This window comes from Mycoplasma bradburyae, from assembly GCF_024338845.1.
GTDB lineage: Bacteria > Bacillota_I > Bacilli_A > Mycoplasmatales > Mycoplasmoidaceae > Mycoplasmoides > Mycoplasmoides bradburyae.
The window spans coordinates 78,529-95,848 of the sequence record NZ_CP101414.1; the positions used below are offsets into that span (position 1 = coordinate 78,529).

General features: G+C 30.2%; 10 protein-coding genes and 2 rRNA genes. 10 read left to right on the forward strand and 2 right to left on the reverse strand.

The annotated features are described in order from the left end of the window. Nucleotides 1-264 precede the first annotated feature (264 nt). Together NMG68_RS00360 and rrf are read left to right on the forward strand one after the other, a co-directional pair. Nucleotides 265-3,168, forward strand: a 23S ribosomal RNA gene (locus NMG68_RS00360). A gap of 67 nt (nucleotides 3,169-3,235) precedes the next feature. Beyond that, a 5S ribosomal RNA gene (gene rrf / locus NMG68_RS00365) occupies nucleotides 3,236-3,340 on the forward strand. Between the two features lie 41 nt (nucleotides 3,341-3,381). Here rrf and NMG68_RS00370 read toward each other — a convergent pair. Then, a complete protein-coding gene (locus tag NMG68_RS00370) occupies nucleotides 3,382-6,858 on the reverse strand; it encodes a hypothetical protein (RefSeq protein ID WP_255034735.1) in 3,477 nt (1,158 codons plus the stop codon). Nucleotides 6,859-6,953: 95 nt separating this feature from the next. Here NMG68_RS00370 and lysS point away from each other — a divergent pair, with 95 nt between their 5' ends. From lysS to NMG68_RS00390, 4 genes are all read left to right on the forward strand, one after another. Beyond that, the gene (gene lysS / locus NMG68_RS00375; RefSeq protein WP_255034736.1) at nucleotides 6,954-8,432 is read left to right on the forward strand and encodes a lysine--tRNA ligase; all 1,479 of its coding nucleotides are present in this window, start codon (nucleotides 6,954-6,956) and stop codon (nucleotides 8,430-8,432) included. Between the two features lie 83 nt (nucleotides 8,433-8,515). After that, a complete protein-coding gene (locus NMG68_RS00380) occupies nucleotides 8,516-9,649 on the forward strand; it encodes a J domain-containing protein (RefSeq protein WP_255034737.1) in 1,134 nt (377 codons plus the stop codon). An 11-nt stretch (nucleotides 9,650-9,660) separates the two neighbouring features. Then, nucleotides 9,661-10,410, forward strand: a complete 750-nt coding sequence (locus NMG68_RS00385; RefSeq protein ID WP_255034738.1) for a DUF2470 domain-containing protein — start codon at nucleotides 9,661-9,663, stop codon at nucleotides 10,408-10,410. Between the two features lie 108 nt (nucleotides 10,411-10,518). Next, nucleotides 10,519-11,574, forward strand: a complete 1,056-nt coding sequence (locus tag NMG68_RS00390; RefSeq protein WP_255034739.1) for a hypothetical protein — start codon at nucleotides 10,519-10,521, stop codon at nucleotides 11,572-11,574. On the opposite strand, the gene NMG68_RS00395 is transcribed toward NMG68_RS00390, so the two are convergent. After that, the gene (locus tag NMG68_RS00395) at nucleotides 11,530-12,345 is read right to left on the reverse strand and encodes a hypothetical protein (protein WP_255034740.1); all 816 of its coding nucleotides are present in this window, start codon (nucleotides 12,343-12,345) and stop codon (nucleotides 11,530-11,532) included. The genes NMG68_RS00390 and NMG68_RS00395 overlap by 45 nt on opposite strands. 79 nt (nucleotides 12,346-12,424) lie before the next feature. Between NMG68_RS00395 and ptsP the strand changes: the two genes are divergently transcribed. The 4 genes from ptsP to NMG68_RS00415 all read left to right on the forward strand — a co-directional run bounded on the left by ptsP (nucleotide 12,425) and on the right by NMG68_RS00415 (nucleotide 17,303). Further along, nucleotides 12,425-14,161, forward strand: coding sequence for a phosphoenolpyruvate--protein phosphotransferase (gene ptsP, locus NMG68_RS00400; RefSeq protein WP_255034741.1), 1,737 nt, complete (start codon nucleotides 12,425-12,427; stop codon nucleotides 14,159-14,161). Between the two features lie 81 nt (nucleotides 14,162-14,242). Then, a complete protein-coding gene (locus tag NMG68_RS00405) occupies nucleotides 14,243-14,788 on the forward strand; it encodes a sigma-70 RNA polymerase sigma factor region 4 domain-containing protein (RefSeq protein WP_255034742.1) in 546 nt (181 codons plus the stop codon). Nucleotides 14,789-15,223: 435 nt separating this feature from the next. Then, nucleotides 15,224-15,496 carry a 30S ribosomal protein S15 gene (rpsO, locus tag NMG68_RS00410; protein ID WP_255034743.1) on the forward strand — a complete coding sequence of 91 codons (273 nt, stop codon included), beginning with the start codon at nucleotides 15,224-15,226 and terminating at the stop codon, nucleotides 15,494-15,496. Between the two features lie 79 nt (nucleotides 15,497-15,575). Beyond that, on the forward strand, nucleotides 15,576-17,303 hold the full coding sequence (locus NMG68_RS00415; protein WP_255034744.1) for a ribonuclease J: 1,728 nt from the start codon (nucleotides 15,576-15,578) through the stop codon (nucleotides 17,301-17,303). Nucleotides 17,304-17,320: the final 17 nt, after the last annotated feature.

Sequence of the window (17,320 nt, forward strand, 5' to 3'; positions counted from 1 at the left end):
GTTTCATTTATCGGTATTAGCTAATTAAAATATAATTATATTTTAAAATCTGACATTTTTGATAAGAAATAGAGAAAAAACAGAAATAAAATAAAAATAATATAGACAATTCTTAAAAAGTTTGATAAAATTATTAAGTCGTGCTAAACGGCTACATTGTTCTTTGAAAACTGAATACGACAAATCTTTCTAGTCCGAAATTTGATTAGAGTATCAAATCAAATTTCAATAATATAGATTCAAAAAATAGCTAATGGATCAAATACATAAGTTACTAAGGGCTTATGGTGGATGCCTTGGCACTAGAAGGCGATGAAGGACGTGCAAACCTGCGAAAAGCTACGGGGAGCTGGTTGGAAGCGATAATCCGTAGATGTCCGAATGGGGGAACCTGATTAATAGAGATATTAATTATTTAGATCTGAATTCATAGGGTCTAAAAGCGATACGTTGTGAAGTGAAACATCTCAGTAGCAACAGGAAAAGAAATCGAAAGAGATTCCGTGTGTAGTGGCGAGCGAAAGCGGAAGAGGCCAAACCAAGATTTATCTTGGGGTTATAGGACTGTGACATGGACTTTGAATTGATAGGAGAAGTAGTTGAAAAGCTACGCAATATAGGGTTATAGCCCCGTATCTTAAATTGGTTCAATACCTAACAGTATCCTGAGTACATCGAGAAACGTTATCTTGATGGAATTCGCCCAGACCATTGGGCAAGCCTAAATACTAACTAGTGACCGATAGCGTATAGTACCGTGAGGGAAAGGTGAAAAGAACCCAGGGATGGGAGTGAAATAGATTCTGAAACCATATGCCTACAACGTGTCAGAGCACATTAATGTGTGATGGCGTGCGTTTTGAAGTATGAGCCGGCGAGTTATGATAGCAAGCAGGTTAACCTTTAGAAGGGAAGCCAAAGCGAAAGCGAGTTTGAATAGAGCGACACATATGTTTGTTATTATAGACCCGAAACGGGTTGAGCTAGTCATGGGCAGGTTGAAGTTAGAGTAACATCTAATGGAGGACCGAACCGACTTTCGTTGAAACGACAGCGGATGACCTGTGACTAGGGGTGAAATTCCAATCGAAATCCGTGATAGCTGGTTCTCGTCGAAATAGTTTTAAGACTAGCGTAAGATAATGATTAGTTGGAGGTAGAGCTACTGAATGTATGATGGCGCCGCCTTGGTGTACTGAATACAATTAAACTCCGAATGCCAATTAATTTACTCTTGCAGTCAGACAGTGGGGGATAAGCTTCATTGTCACAAGGGGAAGAGCCCAGATCATTAAATAAGGTCCCTAAAATATGCTAAGTGGAAAAGGTTGTTAAAATACTTAAACAGCAAGGATGTTGGCTTAGAAGCAGCCATCGTTTAAAGAGTGCGTAACAGCTCACTTGTCGAGTGTTTTTGCGCCGAAGATGTAACGGGGCTAAGCATATTACCGAATTTATGGATTATCTATTTATTTAGATAGTGGTAGACGAGCGTTGTATATGGGGTGAAGTCAAACCGTGAGGATTGGTGGACTGTATCTAAGTGAGAATGCCGGTGTAAGTAACGCTTGAGAGTGAGAATCTCTCAAACCGATTGACTAAGGTTTCCTGGACGAGGGTCGTCCTTCCGAGGTTAGTCTGGACCTAAGGCGAGGCAGAAATGCGTAGTCGATGGAAGAACAGGTTAATATTCCTGTACAAACAAATAGCTGATGGAGTGACGGAGAAGGTTAATGCATCCCCATTATTGGATTTGGGGTTAAATAAGAAGTCTTAAGAGTTGGCAAATCCGCTCTTTTTAAGGACAACTTATGAATACGAGTGAACGCTCTGCAAGTAGCGAAGATGCATACATCACGCTTCCAAGAAAAGCTTCTGAGTTAACTATTTGTTTCCAGTACCGAGAACGAACACACGTGGTCAAGGAGAAGATCCTAAGGTTAGCGAGTGAACTATAGCTAAGGAACTCTGCAAATTCATCCCGTAAGTTCGCAAGAAGGGATGCTCAATGTAAAAGTTGAGCCGCAGTGAAGAACGAGGGGGACTGTTTAACTAAAACACAGCTCTATGCTAAATCGCAAGATGATGTATATGGGGTGACACCTGCCCAGTGCTGGAAGGTTAAAGAAGCGTGTTAGAGCAATCAAAGCTCGCGACTGAAGCCCCAGTGAACGGCGGCCGTAACTATAACGGTCCTAAGGTAGCGAAATTCCTTGTCGGGTAAATTCCGTCCCGCTTGAATGGTGTAACCATCTCTTGACTGTCTCGGCTATAGACTCGGTGAAATCCGGTACGGGTGAAGACACCCGTTAGGCGCAACGGGACGGAAAGACCCCATGAAGCTTTACTGTAACTTAATATTGGGCAGAGTTTAGACATATAGAGTATAGGTGGGAGATTTTGAAGCAACTTCGCTAGGAGTTGTGGAGTCACCAGTGGAATACCACCTTTGTTTAAATTCTTCTCTAACTAGTTGCTGTTATCCAGCAATAGGACAGTGTTAGGCGGGCAGTTTGACTGGGGCGGTCGCCTCCTAAAAGGTAACGGAGGCGTGCAAAGGTACCCTCAGCACGGTTGGAAATCGTGTTAAGAGTGTAATGGTATAAGGGTGCTTGACTGTGAGACTTACAAGTCGAACAGGTAAGAAATTAGGTCATAGTGATCCGGTGGTTCAGTATGGAATGGCCATCGCTCAACGGATAAAAGCTACTCTGGGGATAACAGGCTGATACTGCCCAAGAGTTCACATCGACGGCAGTGTTTGGCACCTCGATGTCGACTCATCTCATCCTCGAGCTGAAGCAGGTTCGAAGGGTTCGGCTGTTCGCCGATTAAAGAGATACGTGAGTTGGGTTCAAACCGTCGCGAGACAGGTTGGTCCCTATCTATTGTGCCCGCAGGAAGATTGAAAAGATTTACTCTTAGTACGAGAGGACCGGAGTGAAGACACCTCTTGTGCTCCAGTTGTAGTGCCAACTGCACCGCTGGGTAGCAACGTGTCGAACGGATAAACGCTGAAAGCATCTAAGTGTGAAACCGACTTTAAGATTAATCTTCCTTCCAGCAATGGAGTAAGAATCGTTGTAGACTACGACGTTGATAGGCTAAATGTGTAAGTGCCGTGAGGTATTTAGCTGATTAGTACTAATAATTCGAGGACTTAGATTTGATCATAAAACATTAGTTGTTTTAATCATTATGATTTGTTGTATTTAGTTTTTCAAAGAGCGATGTGTGTGATATCGATATCGTGATGGAAACACCTGGTCCCATTCCGAACCCAGAAGTTAAGCATCATGGAGCCGAAGGTAGCTTAGGTGAGAATAGGAAAATATCACGCAAACCAAAAAATTAAAACACCACTATAAGTGGTGTTTTTTATTAATTTTTATTAGTTTTATTTCTTTTTAATTTGTTTTTTCTTTTTAATTTAATAATCCCATAAACTAGACCGCTAACAAAACTTAATGATATTAATGAAATACTGACAATAAAGATAATTAAAGTTTTTTTATCGCTTAAATCAAAGATTATAGAACCTGCTTTTTTGTCTATATCATGATTGCCATTGTTATTAGTTAAAAAATTTTCATTACTGTTATTTTTATTAGATTTATTTAATGTTTTGATTTCGTTATTAGATTGATTATTAGAATTTGTTTGAGATCTGGTTTGATTATCAGTTTGGTTTTCGTTACTGATATTACGATCGTTTCTAAAAATTTCATCCCTTGATATATCTCCTGATTCATCTTCAGTTTCTCCATTTGAATCGCTTGAGGGATTAATTAACAATAATTCATTGTAATTTTTTGATGCATCAAAACCATCTCATGACTTAATAATGAAATCAAATTTATTTATCTCTGTTTTAATCAATTCAGTAATTTTATCTTTAGAAACAGACACCGGAGTTGATTCAAAGACTTTAGGATCTACTAAATATAATGATACCTTTTCGGGATTAATACTAACTTTATAATCTACATTAAAAATAGTGTTATTGTCATACTTACCTTTAATTTTAAAAATATTGTTATTTTCTTTTTCAAATACAATATCGAAGTTAGTTATCGGATTAAAAGCTGTTTTTTGAATTTTATCTAGTGAGTATAGCGTAAAACTTATATTTCTATTATTTTCGCTTGTTTGAATTGAATTATTTAATATCTTTAATCCTTTAGAAGCAAGAAGCGGTTCAATTAATCTGATCAACTTAATACTATCATCTACTTTAATTGAAAACTCATCATTTATTTTTAAGTTAATTGTCTGATCTGAAACAAGATTATTTTCATAATCTGTTTGAAGATTGATAACAAAGTCATTATTTAAATAACTCAATTTGATTTTAGAAATATCATCATTTTCAAAACTAACTTGTGATTTATTTATATCAATTAATTTATTATGAGCTTTAAATTTAACCAAATAAAACTTTGATTTGATATTTTCATCATTTTTTAAAAAGTAAAGCTTATTAGGTATAAGTTCAGGATATTTCTCGCTTCCAGGGATTGTAAAATCATTACCATTTAAAACTCTTATTATTAATCAGAATTCTCCTGTGATGTTGTTAGGTAATAAATTGAAATTGTATTTGTTAGCAAGTTTTGTTATTAAATTCAATTCATCCTTAGTTCAAATATTCTGTCTAGGGGAATAAACACCGTCTTGATTAATATAAATACTATTTGAATTCTGATATGCTGACTTATAAACATCAATTAAAATATCATTAGTATCGATAGATCGTTCAACAGCAACTTTTTTATCGAAATCTTCAGCATATAATGATTCATAAGTTCTAACATTAAAATCATTTAATTCTTTAATGGAATTTTTGAAATTTATATTCAAAAAATCATAGCGATAATTCAATGAAAACCTGAGTGAAACATCATCGATTTTGAAATACCTATTATCATTTTCAATAGTTGAAAAATCTACAGATTTACCGTTAAATTCGCTAATTTTTGAGCTTTGAATACGTAAATTATTAATCTTGATTTGAACAAAATTTCTATTTAAATCAGATGGTGGAATAATGTTAGTAATTTCTGAACTATTAAGGTTTATATCAATAGTATTTCCATCTGACATTAGAACTCTATCTGATATCTTATTAGATCCTACATAAACATCTCCTATCAATTTCGCACTATTATTGAAGAAGTCAAATAGTTCAGGTAACTTCATTAAAAAATCGTATTGAGTATCATCAATTTCGCTTACGGTAATACCTAAAAAACTAAATAATTCTTTTTGAAATTGACTTACATAATTTAATCCTTTTGTTTCGATTAAAGTATCGAAATAATTCGTATTTGGATTAGCTTTTATAGAATTTAAATCAGCATAATCAATTGCTAGATTTTTAAATTTATTTTTTCATGAACTTACTTTATACTTTCCTATTTTTCTAAGATGATCAATGAGTTTTAAAAACCTGTCATTATACGAAAAACCAAATTTTAAATTTTGATCAATTCTAGAGAAAACATAATTATCTTTTAACTTAAGATTATTAGTATTTATTTTTAAATTATTGACAAATAAATTGACTAAATTTTCTCAACCGTTATATACTTTTTCTTTATAGAATTGATAATGTATTCCTTTGTAATAAATATAATAAGGAAATGTAAAATAGTCGGCAAAAATGTTATATTTTGGGCTTACATTTTTCCTTGAATGATTTATATCTACACTTATAGTTTTGGGTTCATATTTTTGCCCGTAAAAATAATCAAAAAAGTTTTCTCTTTCTAATATGTTTTTGTAATTAGACTTTGTTTCAGATCATCTAGTTGAGATTGCTTTTAATTCGCTATTATTTATAATTCTTCATTTATCTATAGTTGGATCTTTTCAAAAAAATAAAAGTCTTTTTCTACTAAAACTTCCATTGCTATTTTTAGGAAAAAAATCGTCTGTTTCGATATTAGTAAACTTTTTATGCGTATATGCCTTAATTGGTCGAATTTTTCATCTAAAGAATCTTAATTCTTTAATATTTTTCTTATCAAAATTATTTTTATCTAAGTCAGCAAAAGTGGGTTGTCATTTTCTATAATAATGCTCTCTAATAGTTATTTCGTCACTACTATAATTTAAATTAGTTAAAGCGTAATATTCGTTTTCAGTGCCAGAAATCTTGCTAAAGACCCCATTTAAAGAAGTGTCTTTTTTATATGGAACAAATCCATGTTCTAAAATTTTATTTTCTAGAGGAATTGTGGTTTGTTCATATTTAGGCACTTCATATGGTGTTTTTACTCTACTGTAATTATTAGTAAACTCGTAAGTGTATCCTATTTTAGGTATATATTTGGCTTCAAAATTCAAATCAACATTATAAGGCCTATTGTAATAACCAAAATCTGTAATAGGCTTAAGTAAGCCTAATTTCTCGTAAGAGCTTTTACTTTCACTTGCTCAATCAAGCGAGCTTTTATCAATATATTCCTGCAACGTAAGATTTTTATCGTAATAAGGAGAATTTCTAGTTCTTACATATTGAACCTCTTCTATGCGATATAGATCTTTAAAAAAATCATCAAATTCTTGAACCCAACCCTCCACTTTTTTGTAGTATTTTTGAAATTGGTAATCAACTGCATCTAACAATTTTTTCTTTACACTTTCAACGGTATTTTTTGTCCGATCACGATCCAAAACAATGCTAGCATTATCTCCATTATTTGCTCTTAGGATAATTTTTGCACCATGATCAGCTGATATCCGTTCATCAAGATCGCTAATACTAATCTTGTTATTATCTATAAAACTAAAACTACCAAGAAAAATTGTAGATAGCATAGTTAAGATATTTAATAATTTATAAGCTTTTTTCATCTCTAATCAATATATGTAGAAAAAAATGTAAAAAGCTAAAAAATATGATAAATAATTTTATATATAATAAAAATAAAGCATTATAATAAAGAATTATGTCTAGAAAACTTAACGATCAGGAATTAGTCCGTTTAGGTAAATTAAATCGATTAATCGAATCAAAACAAAATCCATACGAAGTAACGAAAGTTGATAACACTCACAACAGTAAAACTTTAAAAGAACAATTTGATAAATATACTAAAGAAGAATTGGCTGAAATAAATTTGGATAAGCCAATTACTGTTAGCGGAAGAGTAATGGGAATAAGAAGAACATTTATCTTGATTCAAGACTTTTACTCTGAATTTCAACTTTATATTAACAAAAACAAACAACCTGATGTATTTAAGTATTTTGAAGAATATTTAGATTTAGGAGATATCGTTACAGCTACCGGTAAACCAATGAAAACTAATACTAATGAACTTTCATTGGATATCGATTCATTAAAGATTATCTCTAAATCATTAAGAATTCCTCCAGAAAAATTTCACGGAATTGCAGATGAAGAAATTAGATCAAGAAAACGCTATTTAGATTTAATTCACAATGAAGAATCTAGAAAACGTTTTATCTATCGTTCTAAAATTATCACTGCGATGAGACAATTCTTTAACGAAAAAGGTTTTCTTGAAGTAGAAACACCTTTCTTGCATTCGCAAATCGGTGGTGCTGCTGCCAGACCATTTATTACTCACTATAATGCTTTAGATCGTGATTATTATTTAAGAATTGCTCCTGAACTGCCTCTTAAAAAGATTATCGTTGGTGGTTTCGATAAGATTTTTGAAATCGGTAAATGCTTTAGAAATGAAGGGATGGACTCAACGCATAATCCGGAATTTACAAGTATGGAAACATATGTTGCTTATGCTGACTATGTTTATATGATGGAGTTGACTGAGTCTATTATTAAATATGTAGCAAACGCAGTTGATGTTAAACAAACTACATTTAATGATCAAACTGTTGATTGAACTAAAGCATTCAAACGCATTAAAATGACTGATTTGATCAAACAAGAAACTGGCATTGATTTTACGCATGTTAAATCATTAGAAGAAGCTTTAGAACTGGCTAATAAACATAAAATTCATGTTAAAGAACATGAAAAAACAATTGGTCATATCACTAGTTTATTCTTTGAAGAATTCTGTGAAAAGAAGTTAATTGAACCAACTTTTGTTACTCATCATCCAGTAGAAATTTCGCCTTTATCTAAATTAGATTATTCAGATGTAAGATATACAGAACGTTTCGAACTATTTATTTTTGGTCGAGAGATAGCTAATGCGTTTAGTGAGTTAAATGATCCGATTGATCAAAGACAAAGATTTGAAAAACAATTAGAGGAAAAACAAAAAGGCAATGACGAAGCTTCTGAAATGGACGAAGACTTCTTAGAAGCTCTTGAAAATGGGCTACCTCCTACAGGAGGATTAGGTATCGGCATTGACCGTTTAGTAATGATGCTAACAGGCACTGCATCAATAAGAGATATCTTGATATTCCCGCATTTAAGAGAAGAATAATTAAATATATTTATATTATTTAAAATATTTAATTTTGTTATTTATAATTTATTAGCCAATAAATCAAAACACTGAGGTTTTGAGTGGAAGAACAAAATTATTATGAGATATTAGGAGTAAGTGAAAACGCTACCACATCCGAAATAAAGAAAGCGTTTAGAAAACTCGCTAAAAAATATCACCCCGATGTAAATCCTGATCCAAAATCAGTTGAACGTTTTCAAAAAATAAATCAAGCATATGAAGTTTTAAGTGATGAAGAAGCACGAAGCAATTATGATTATGATTTAAACGGTTACGATTATGATGATGAGGATGAAAATGATTTAGAAGATACTAAAGACTATTCAGATACTATTAGTATTATTTTTGGTAACAAAAATAATAAGAAAACTGATAAATCCGCTTCACAAAATCAACAAAAAAAACAATATACTTCCTCCAATAACCAACAAAAAGCAGCTGGACAGACAACTACTAAAGCATCTAAAAAAGATCCATATACTCCAAAAACTTTATATGAGATACTGGATGTAACCAAGAAAACTTCTGAAGAAGAAATAACTAAAAAATACAATCTTTTAAAACAAAAATATCCTGAAAATTCTCCTATAGAAACAATTGCTTGAACAGCAAAAGAAATTAAATGTGCTTACACAGTTTTATCAAGCCATGTTGATAAAAAGAAATATGATAATACAAGTGTTTTTGTCTTTGAAGGTGTTATCCATCTTGGAGGCGTATTTTCGCGAGAAGTCCATTTAAAAGGGCTACAAAATCAAACTAAGAAAGCTAAAGCCAGCACGACAACTACCGCTTCAACAACACGTAAGATTCATCATAAAAAAGAACACATACACAGAACTGTTTTTCATAACCAAAAAACACCTCGAACAATCAACAGATCGACACAAGAATTCCCTAAACAATACGAACAACGACCGCAAGAATTTGATATTAATTTAGATCAATACATTACTAATGTAGTTCATTCAGATCAAGATGTTGATTTCTTCCGTAAAACTTTAACAAAAAAAGAAGAAAATAAAAATAACAGTTCACATCATCAAACTGTTCAAGTTAAGAAAGAGAATTTCTTGACTAGATTTAGAAACAAACACCCAATTTTAAGTTCGGTAATAGCAGGTACCTTTATTGCTTCTATTTTAATAATCATTATTATAGTTGTTATTACTAAAATTGGTTTAACTAACTAATTATGAAGATTATGAATAAACAAGATATTATTGATCACGTGAATGTTGATCATTTAGATACGATAAAAATTATTTACAAACACTACGTAAAAAACGAAGAAATTCAATCAATTAAATTGCTCGATTTAGACTTAGAATCGCTTAAAATTGAAGTTAATAATAAGGAATTTACAATTCCATATGATAAGAAAGCTAATAATTTGAGTGAGATTAAGTATATTCTTATTGGCATGCATCAGAATGCTCAATATTTAATCGATCTAGAACCAGTACAAAAAGAATATAATGATTTTTTAAAACAAAATCATAGAAGTGTTTATTTGGCAACACAAAATAAACAAAAGGAATTGCTTTGCAGCTCGACTGTTTTGTTTAGAAAAAACGATGATTTTTATGTATATTTAGCTAAGGTTGCACAACATTATCAAAACATAAAATATAACAACAAAAACCTAGGTGTTTTATTAATAGAAAATTCACAAGATGATAAAACTGAGTTTTTAAGAAATTCAGTTCAATATGTTGCGGATTTAGAAGAAGTAAATAATCCTAATCTAGCTCAAGAACTACTTGATGAATTAGAGAAAAATCCTGTTGAAGAAAAAGTTGCAAAAATGCTTAAAAAATTCGAAGGATTTGTATTGTTTAAAATTATTTTAAAAACAGGAAGAGCTAAATTTGGATTCGGTAAGGCTTATGATGTAGTTAATCATAAGCTTATACCAATTAAGATGGAAGAAGATCATATAATGAAAAAATAACCTTCCTTAGGTTAATTAAAAATAGTTAAGAAAATTATTTAAAATTTTTATAAATAACTTTAAAAAATTTGTATAATTTACCTGATAAGATTAATCAATATTAATTAAATGAATAACAGTATTTTCTTAACACCAAGTTATTTTGATGGTAATCAATATTTAGCTACATTTGTAAACCTTCTTATTTATGTCGCTTTTTTATTAACCGTTCCTACAATCTTAATTTTTGGTTTAACTTTTCTAAAGCCAAAATTATCTCAAAACCAACAACTAAATCTTTATGCATTTTCATCTGCTTTATTAATAAGTATTGGAATGCTAGGATTATTGTTTGAGGCTACAGAAAGTGCTAATGTTTATGTAGAGCAATCATTGATTCATTACGAGACGGTTTATAAAAACCTCATAAAGATAGGAATGCTTGTTGGTGGAGCTGTTATTGGTCTTACAATAGTTATCTCGTTTAGATTTTTATACATTCATTTTACTAAGCAAGATCATTGTAATCATTCGCACAACCACTCATTACATATTACCAATGAACATGAAGATTACCAACATAAGATGAAAGAACATAAGCCGAATATCAAAGCTGCATGGTTGGTAATTATTCTGTTGTTATCACACAGAACAATCGATGGCTTTGTTTTAGGTGGTACAGTTTCTTTATTAACTCTAGATCCTAGTCAAATCAACATTGGATTTATTGTTTCTTTTAATATTCACATTTTAATTGAAGTTATCATTATTCATTATCGACAAATTCAATTTGGTGAAAAGAAATTTAGAGCTGCATTGCATAACTTCTACACAACAATATTGATCATTCCTATTATGTTAATAGGGGCTTATGTTAATCCATTACTAAGACAAGTTGGTTGGATATTACCGATTGTTAATGCTAGTGGAGGTGTAATTATCACCTTTATGGCAATCATTGAATTAGTTCCAGAATTTATTCATAACAAATCAATGAAAACAGCCGATTGATACAAAGTTTTAATTTCGTTTGCTTTAGGTTTAGTTATCGCAATCTTGATCTTATCTTTCCATGAACACACTCATGAAACAACAAGTTCATATCTATCTAATCAAACGAAAGCAGTGTTAAGTGATTCGTTACTTTTTAACAAGCTTAAACAACGGTTTATACTTAGTTATTAGTTGATAAGAATTCCACAAGTTTCAATTAGCAATTTTCCAAAGAGACATCTTACGATTGATTTCAAAACGTAGATGTCTCTTTGTTATATTTTTAAGGAAATCTATATTATTTTCGAAAAAATGTAAAAGATATTCTTGTTGATTTTTCTCGATCATTTTGTTTAAAAATGCTATTAATTGATCTTCAATACCCGCATTATATTTACGCAATTTCATATCGAATAATTCAGGTTCGTTTGTTGAACAAAAATGCTCTAAATATTTGTAATTGAATTCTTCATCTAGGTGTTGAAATAACAATTCAAAATAAGTTATTTCATTACTAGAAGTTGTGGCTAATTTTTGAATATCTTTTTTATAAAATACGGTATTAATAAAATCTAAATTTTCACAAAACAATTTCTTAAATATAACCGGCTTATAAGTGTTTTGATAACGTTTTAAATTTCAGAAATACACACATTTATCTACTAAACTGTCTTTTATTGATTTAACTAGATGAACATTAATCATATTACGAACATCCACAATATAATAAAAATCTGTTTTAATTAATGATTTTTCAAATAAATAATTTAGTGCGTTATTAATATTTCTGAATTTTTCTTTGTGAATAATCGTTTTATCGATATTATTATTTTCAAGTATTTGGTCAGTTAAATCAACAGATTCATCGAGTAAAATGATGGTTTCTTCATTTTTTAATAAATCTAATGTTTGTTGCAAATTGTTTGCACAATTACGTAAATATAAAACAAATGATAGCTTCATTTATGAGCTTATTATTTCTGATATTTTAGCTTAAAAATATAATAATAAATATAATTAATTTGTTAATTAAATTTTTGATATGAAGAAATACGATGGTATAGGCGCTTCAAACGGGATAGCAATAGCGCAAGCGTACGTGCTTAAAAATCCGGTTTTTAACTTTAGTGATAAAAAAATATCAGCATCTGAAATAGATGAAACAATCCAATCTATTAAAAATGCTTTTGAAAAAAGTTCGCAACAATTAAAAGAAATTAAAGAAATTGCTCTTAAAAAGTTAGGGGAAGAAATCGCTATCGTTTTTGATGGTCACATAAATATTGTTAATGACCCAATGTTGTTTGATCAAATTCAAAATGAAATTAAAGAAAATTTAGCTAATGCTCCAACAGCATTATCTAAAATTTATGATCAAACTAAAGCGATGTTTGAAGCTATTGATGATGCTTATTTAAAAGAAAGAGCATCTGATATCGGTGATGTTAAAAAAAGAATTTTATCTAATTTATTAGGTGTTGATTTACCAGATTTATTATCAATTAACCACGAAGTCATTTTGATAGCTGATGATTTAACTCCTTCTGAAACATCTTTATTAAATAAAGAATATATCAAAGGTTTTGCTACTAACATCGGTGGTAGAACATCTCATTCTGCTATCATGGCTAGAACATTAGAAATTCCTGCTGTATTAGGTCTTAAAACAATCACTGAAACAATTAATCATGGTGATATGATTTCAATTGATGGTGTTAAAGGGATTGTTTATAACGAACTAAGCGATGCTGATATTAGCAATCTTCGTAAAGAAAAAGAAAAATACGAAGAAAACAAAGAAAAATTAAAAAAATACTTACCACCTAAAGCAATTACTTTAGATGGTCATGAAGTTATCGTAGCTGCTAATATTGGAAAACCAAGCGATGTTCTAAAAGGTAATGAATACGGAGCTAAAGGTGTTGGGTTATTCCGTACAGAATTCTTATACATGGATTCAGCTAATTGACCTGATGAAGAAACACAATTTAAAGCTTACAAGCAATCTCTTGATTACTCTAACAATGAAACAGTAATTATTAGAACATTAGATATTGGTGGTGATAAAAACTTAAGTTATTATAAGTTTGCCGAAGAAATGAATCCTTTCTTAGGTTACCGTGCAATTCGTTTTACTAATGACAATCCTGAAATTTTTAAAACTCAATTAAGAGCGTTATTAAGAGCATCAAAATTTGGTAGTCTAGGAATTATGTTCCCGATGATTGCTAACCTTGAAGAATTATTAAAAGCTAAAGAAATTCTTGAAGAAGCTAAAAAAGAATTAGATGAAAGAAAAATAGAATACGGTAAACCGTTAGTTGGTATCATGATTGAGATTCCATCAGCCGCTATTATGAGTGATATATTAGCTCAATATGTTGATTTCTTCTCTATTGGTACAAATGATATGATTCAATACTCATTTGCAGTAGATCGTATGTCTAAGAACGTTAACTATTTATATCAACCACTTAACCCTGCATTATTAAGAATCGTTAAGATGACTATTGATGGTGGTTTAAAATCTAATGTTTGAACTGGTATGTGTGGCGAAATGGCTGGAGAACCACTAGCAATTCCGATCCTTTTAGGTATGGGATTAAAAGAGTTTTCAATGTCTGCTTCATCAATGTTAAAAGCTAAAGAATTAATTAATAATTTAAAGTATTCTGATTGCAAAGAACTAGTTGATCAAGTAATAAATCTGAAAAATCAACAAGAAGTTTCTGATAAAGTTAAGGAATTTTTAGCAAAAAATAATTTAGAAATTTCTTAGTAAAAAATAGGGAAAAAATAGATAATCTAAAATTCTAATATCAATCATAATTAATTCATTAAACAAAAAAATGGATTAATTATGAATAACATAATAGACATTAATAAAGCGATCGATAAATATTATTGATACGCATTTAAAGTAGCTAGTAAAATTTTTTATAACTACTACTCATCTTTACCGTTTGAATCATCAGATTTACATCAGATATCAGCGCTTGCGATAATTGATGGATCTAAACGTTTTGATCCATCAAAAAATGATAATTTTGATGCTTATATACGTAAGTATGTTTCTTTATATATCATTAGTATTTTTAAAAAAGAAACGACCAACAAAAGAAAGATACTTAACTACATATCAGATAAAGAAGACGTTCCACCTGTTTGTCATAAAAGCCCTGAATATTATTTAAGGTTAGATGAAGTTAGACAAGAAATAAGGATTATACTTAAGAAATTCAAACCTAATCAACGCAAGATTATTGTTGAGTTTTTACAAGGTAGCAGGATTTGTGATATTGTTAAAGAACATAAACTCGATAAACACCGCGTAAGTTATGCTATTAACAAATTTAAAAATGAAATCATTAATAATGATTTAATAAAGAGTAGCTTAAATTATTAAAAAACTAGATTAAAATAAATAAGATCTATTGAAAACGAAAACATTGAGTTTTTTGCGAACTAATGAGTAATAAAATTATTTATTAATCAATAGTTATTATTATGTTTTTTAGTAAGCACTCAAATTTACTAAAAACAGTTTTTGCGTAATTGCTAATTAGCTAATAGTTAATTATAAGGCTAATCTATAAACAATAAAAGCTCATTAGCATGCAAGAATTAATGTTGGTAGTGAGTATGTGGGTTATCTTGAGTGATCATAGAATCCGGGGTCTTTAATCAAACAGGATTATTTAAAAACAACTAATTCAAAAATAAGAGCTTGTTGCTCTTATTTTTCTTTTCTAAATGCATTAATGTTAATTAGAAAAAGTAATAAATATGATATAATTTTAATGATGTTCTCAATATCACACTAATTTTTTCGGAGTATTAAATGGCATTATCAAAAGATAAAAAGACTGAAATCATCAAGAAATTCCAAAAAAATGACGCAGATGTTGGCAGTGTTTTTGTACAAGTAGCTGTTTTAACAGAAGAAATTAAGTTATTAACAGAACACTTGTTAAAAAACAAAAAAGACTTCATTTCTAAACGCGGTCTTTATACAAAAGTTTCAAAACGTAAGACTTTATTAAATTACTTAAAAGAAAACGATTTGAATGCTTACAGAAACTTGATTTCAGAACTAGAATTAAGACATTCTTAATTCGTAAAAAAGTAAATGGAGCACACAAAATTGTGTGCCTTTTTTATTTTTATTGATATATTCATATTAATTCAAAGATATGGCTAAAATTAATTTTTTCACCCTAGGCGGACAAGACGAACAAGGAAAGAACTGTTCAGTACTTGAAGTTAATGATGATATCTATTTATTTAATACAGGTAGCTTAGTACCGATCAATAGTTTACTAGGTGTAGAGCAATTAATACCTGATTATTCATATATAGCTATTAACAAAAAGAAAGTTAAGGGGTTATTTATTGGTTACCCTTCTCAATCTAACTTAGGATCATTATTATATTTACTAAAATCAATAAAACCTGTAACCCTTAACATTTATACCTCTTTAGTTGGTAAAACAATTATTGAAAGTATTATGGAAAAACAACGAGATTTTGAACCATTTAAAAAATCAGTTAATATCGTTGTATTAAATCCTTTAAAAGAATTCGAAATTAATGAAAATGTAAAGGTTACACCTTTCAGAGTATTTTCTTCTATTCCATATAGTTATGGTTTTTGCATCAATACTCAAGATGGTTTAATCGTTTATATCGATGATTTCATTCTTGTTAATGATAAGAATAAGACTTTCAGTTCAGATTTAATGGATCTGAAGATGATGATTAATAAAAAAGTGCTTTTATTAATCGTTGGGGCTGGTCAGGTTGGTAAAAATATTAGTAATACCAGTCCAAACCATCGCTCTAAGCAAGCAATTGAGAAATTCATTAACGATTCTAAAGGGCGTAGCATTATTGCTTGTTATGATGATAATGTTTATGCTATTTTTACGGCTGCAACAATTGCAAGAAAACAACAAAAACCTTTCATAGTATATAGCCAAGCTTCAATAAACTTATTTAACACGATCATTAAGAAAAATATGTTTAGTTCTCGTGATTTGCAAACGATGCCAATCAGCGAAATGAATAACGAGAAAGAAGCAATTATTGTAGTTAGTGGTACTCCTCATAACTTATATAACCAATTAGCTAAAATTGCTACTGGTGAAGATAAACGTCTTACTTTAGAAAAAGAAGATCGATTTATCTTATTAACTCCTAAGATTGCAGGGTTTGAAAGTTACGAAGCTAAAATTTTAGATGAAATTGCTAGATGTGATGTAACTTACAAACGTTTAAGTTCAGAAGTATTACCTATTAAAGCTTCTAATGAAGATCATAAGTTCTTAGTAAACTTGCTAAGACCTCAATTTGCTATTCCGATTCAAGGATTATATAAAGAATTCGTTAAATATTTAGAAGTTGTCAATCAAACAGGAAATTTCAAAGAATACCAAAGACCAATTCTCTTATATAATGGTGAAATATTAAGTTTTAACAACGGTAAGTTAAGTAATAAACATGAAGAATTACATTTAAATTCTAAATGTATTGATACCGCAGGTGTTCAAGATGTTAAATCAACAATTTTATCTGAACGTTTTCAAATGGGTTGTAACGGAGTTGTAACCTTATCAATGTACATGTCACCTAAGAAGATGGAATTCTTAGATCCTATTGATATTGAAACTTATGGAGTTAGCGAGGAAGCTCAAAAGCTAACTGAAGTGATTGATAAATGCAAAACTCAGATCCGAACAATTCAAACAACATTTATTTCGGAAATGAAAGATAAAATGGAAAAAACTCCTAAAAAGCGTATTTCAGTAAGTGATTATAACGATTTCAAAAAAACAATTCGCAAGGTTGTTGGTAAGATTTTTGAGAAAAATTTATATAAAAACGCAGCTGTAATAACTAGTGTTGTTGAATTAGAACAATAAGGATAATTATTAGCGAT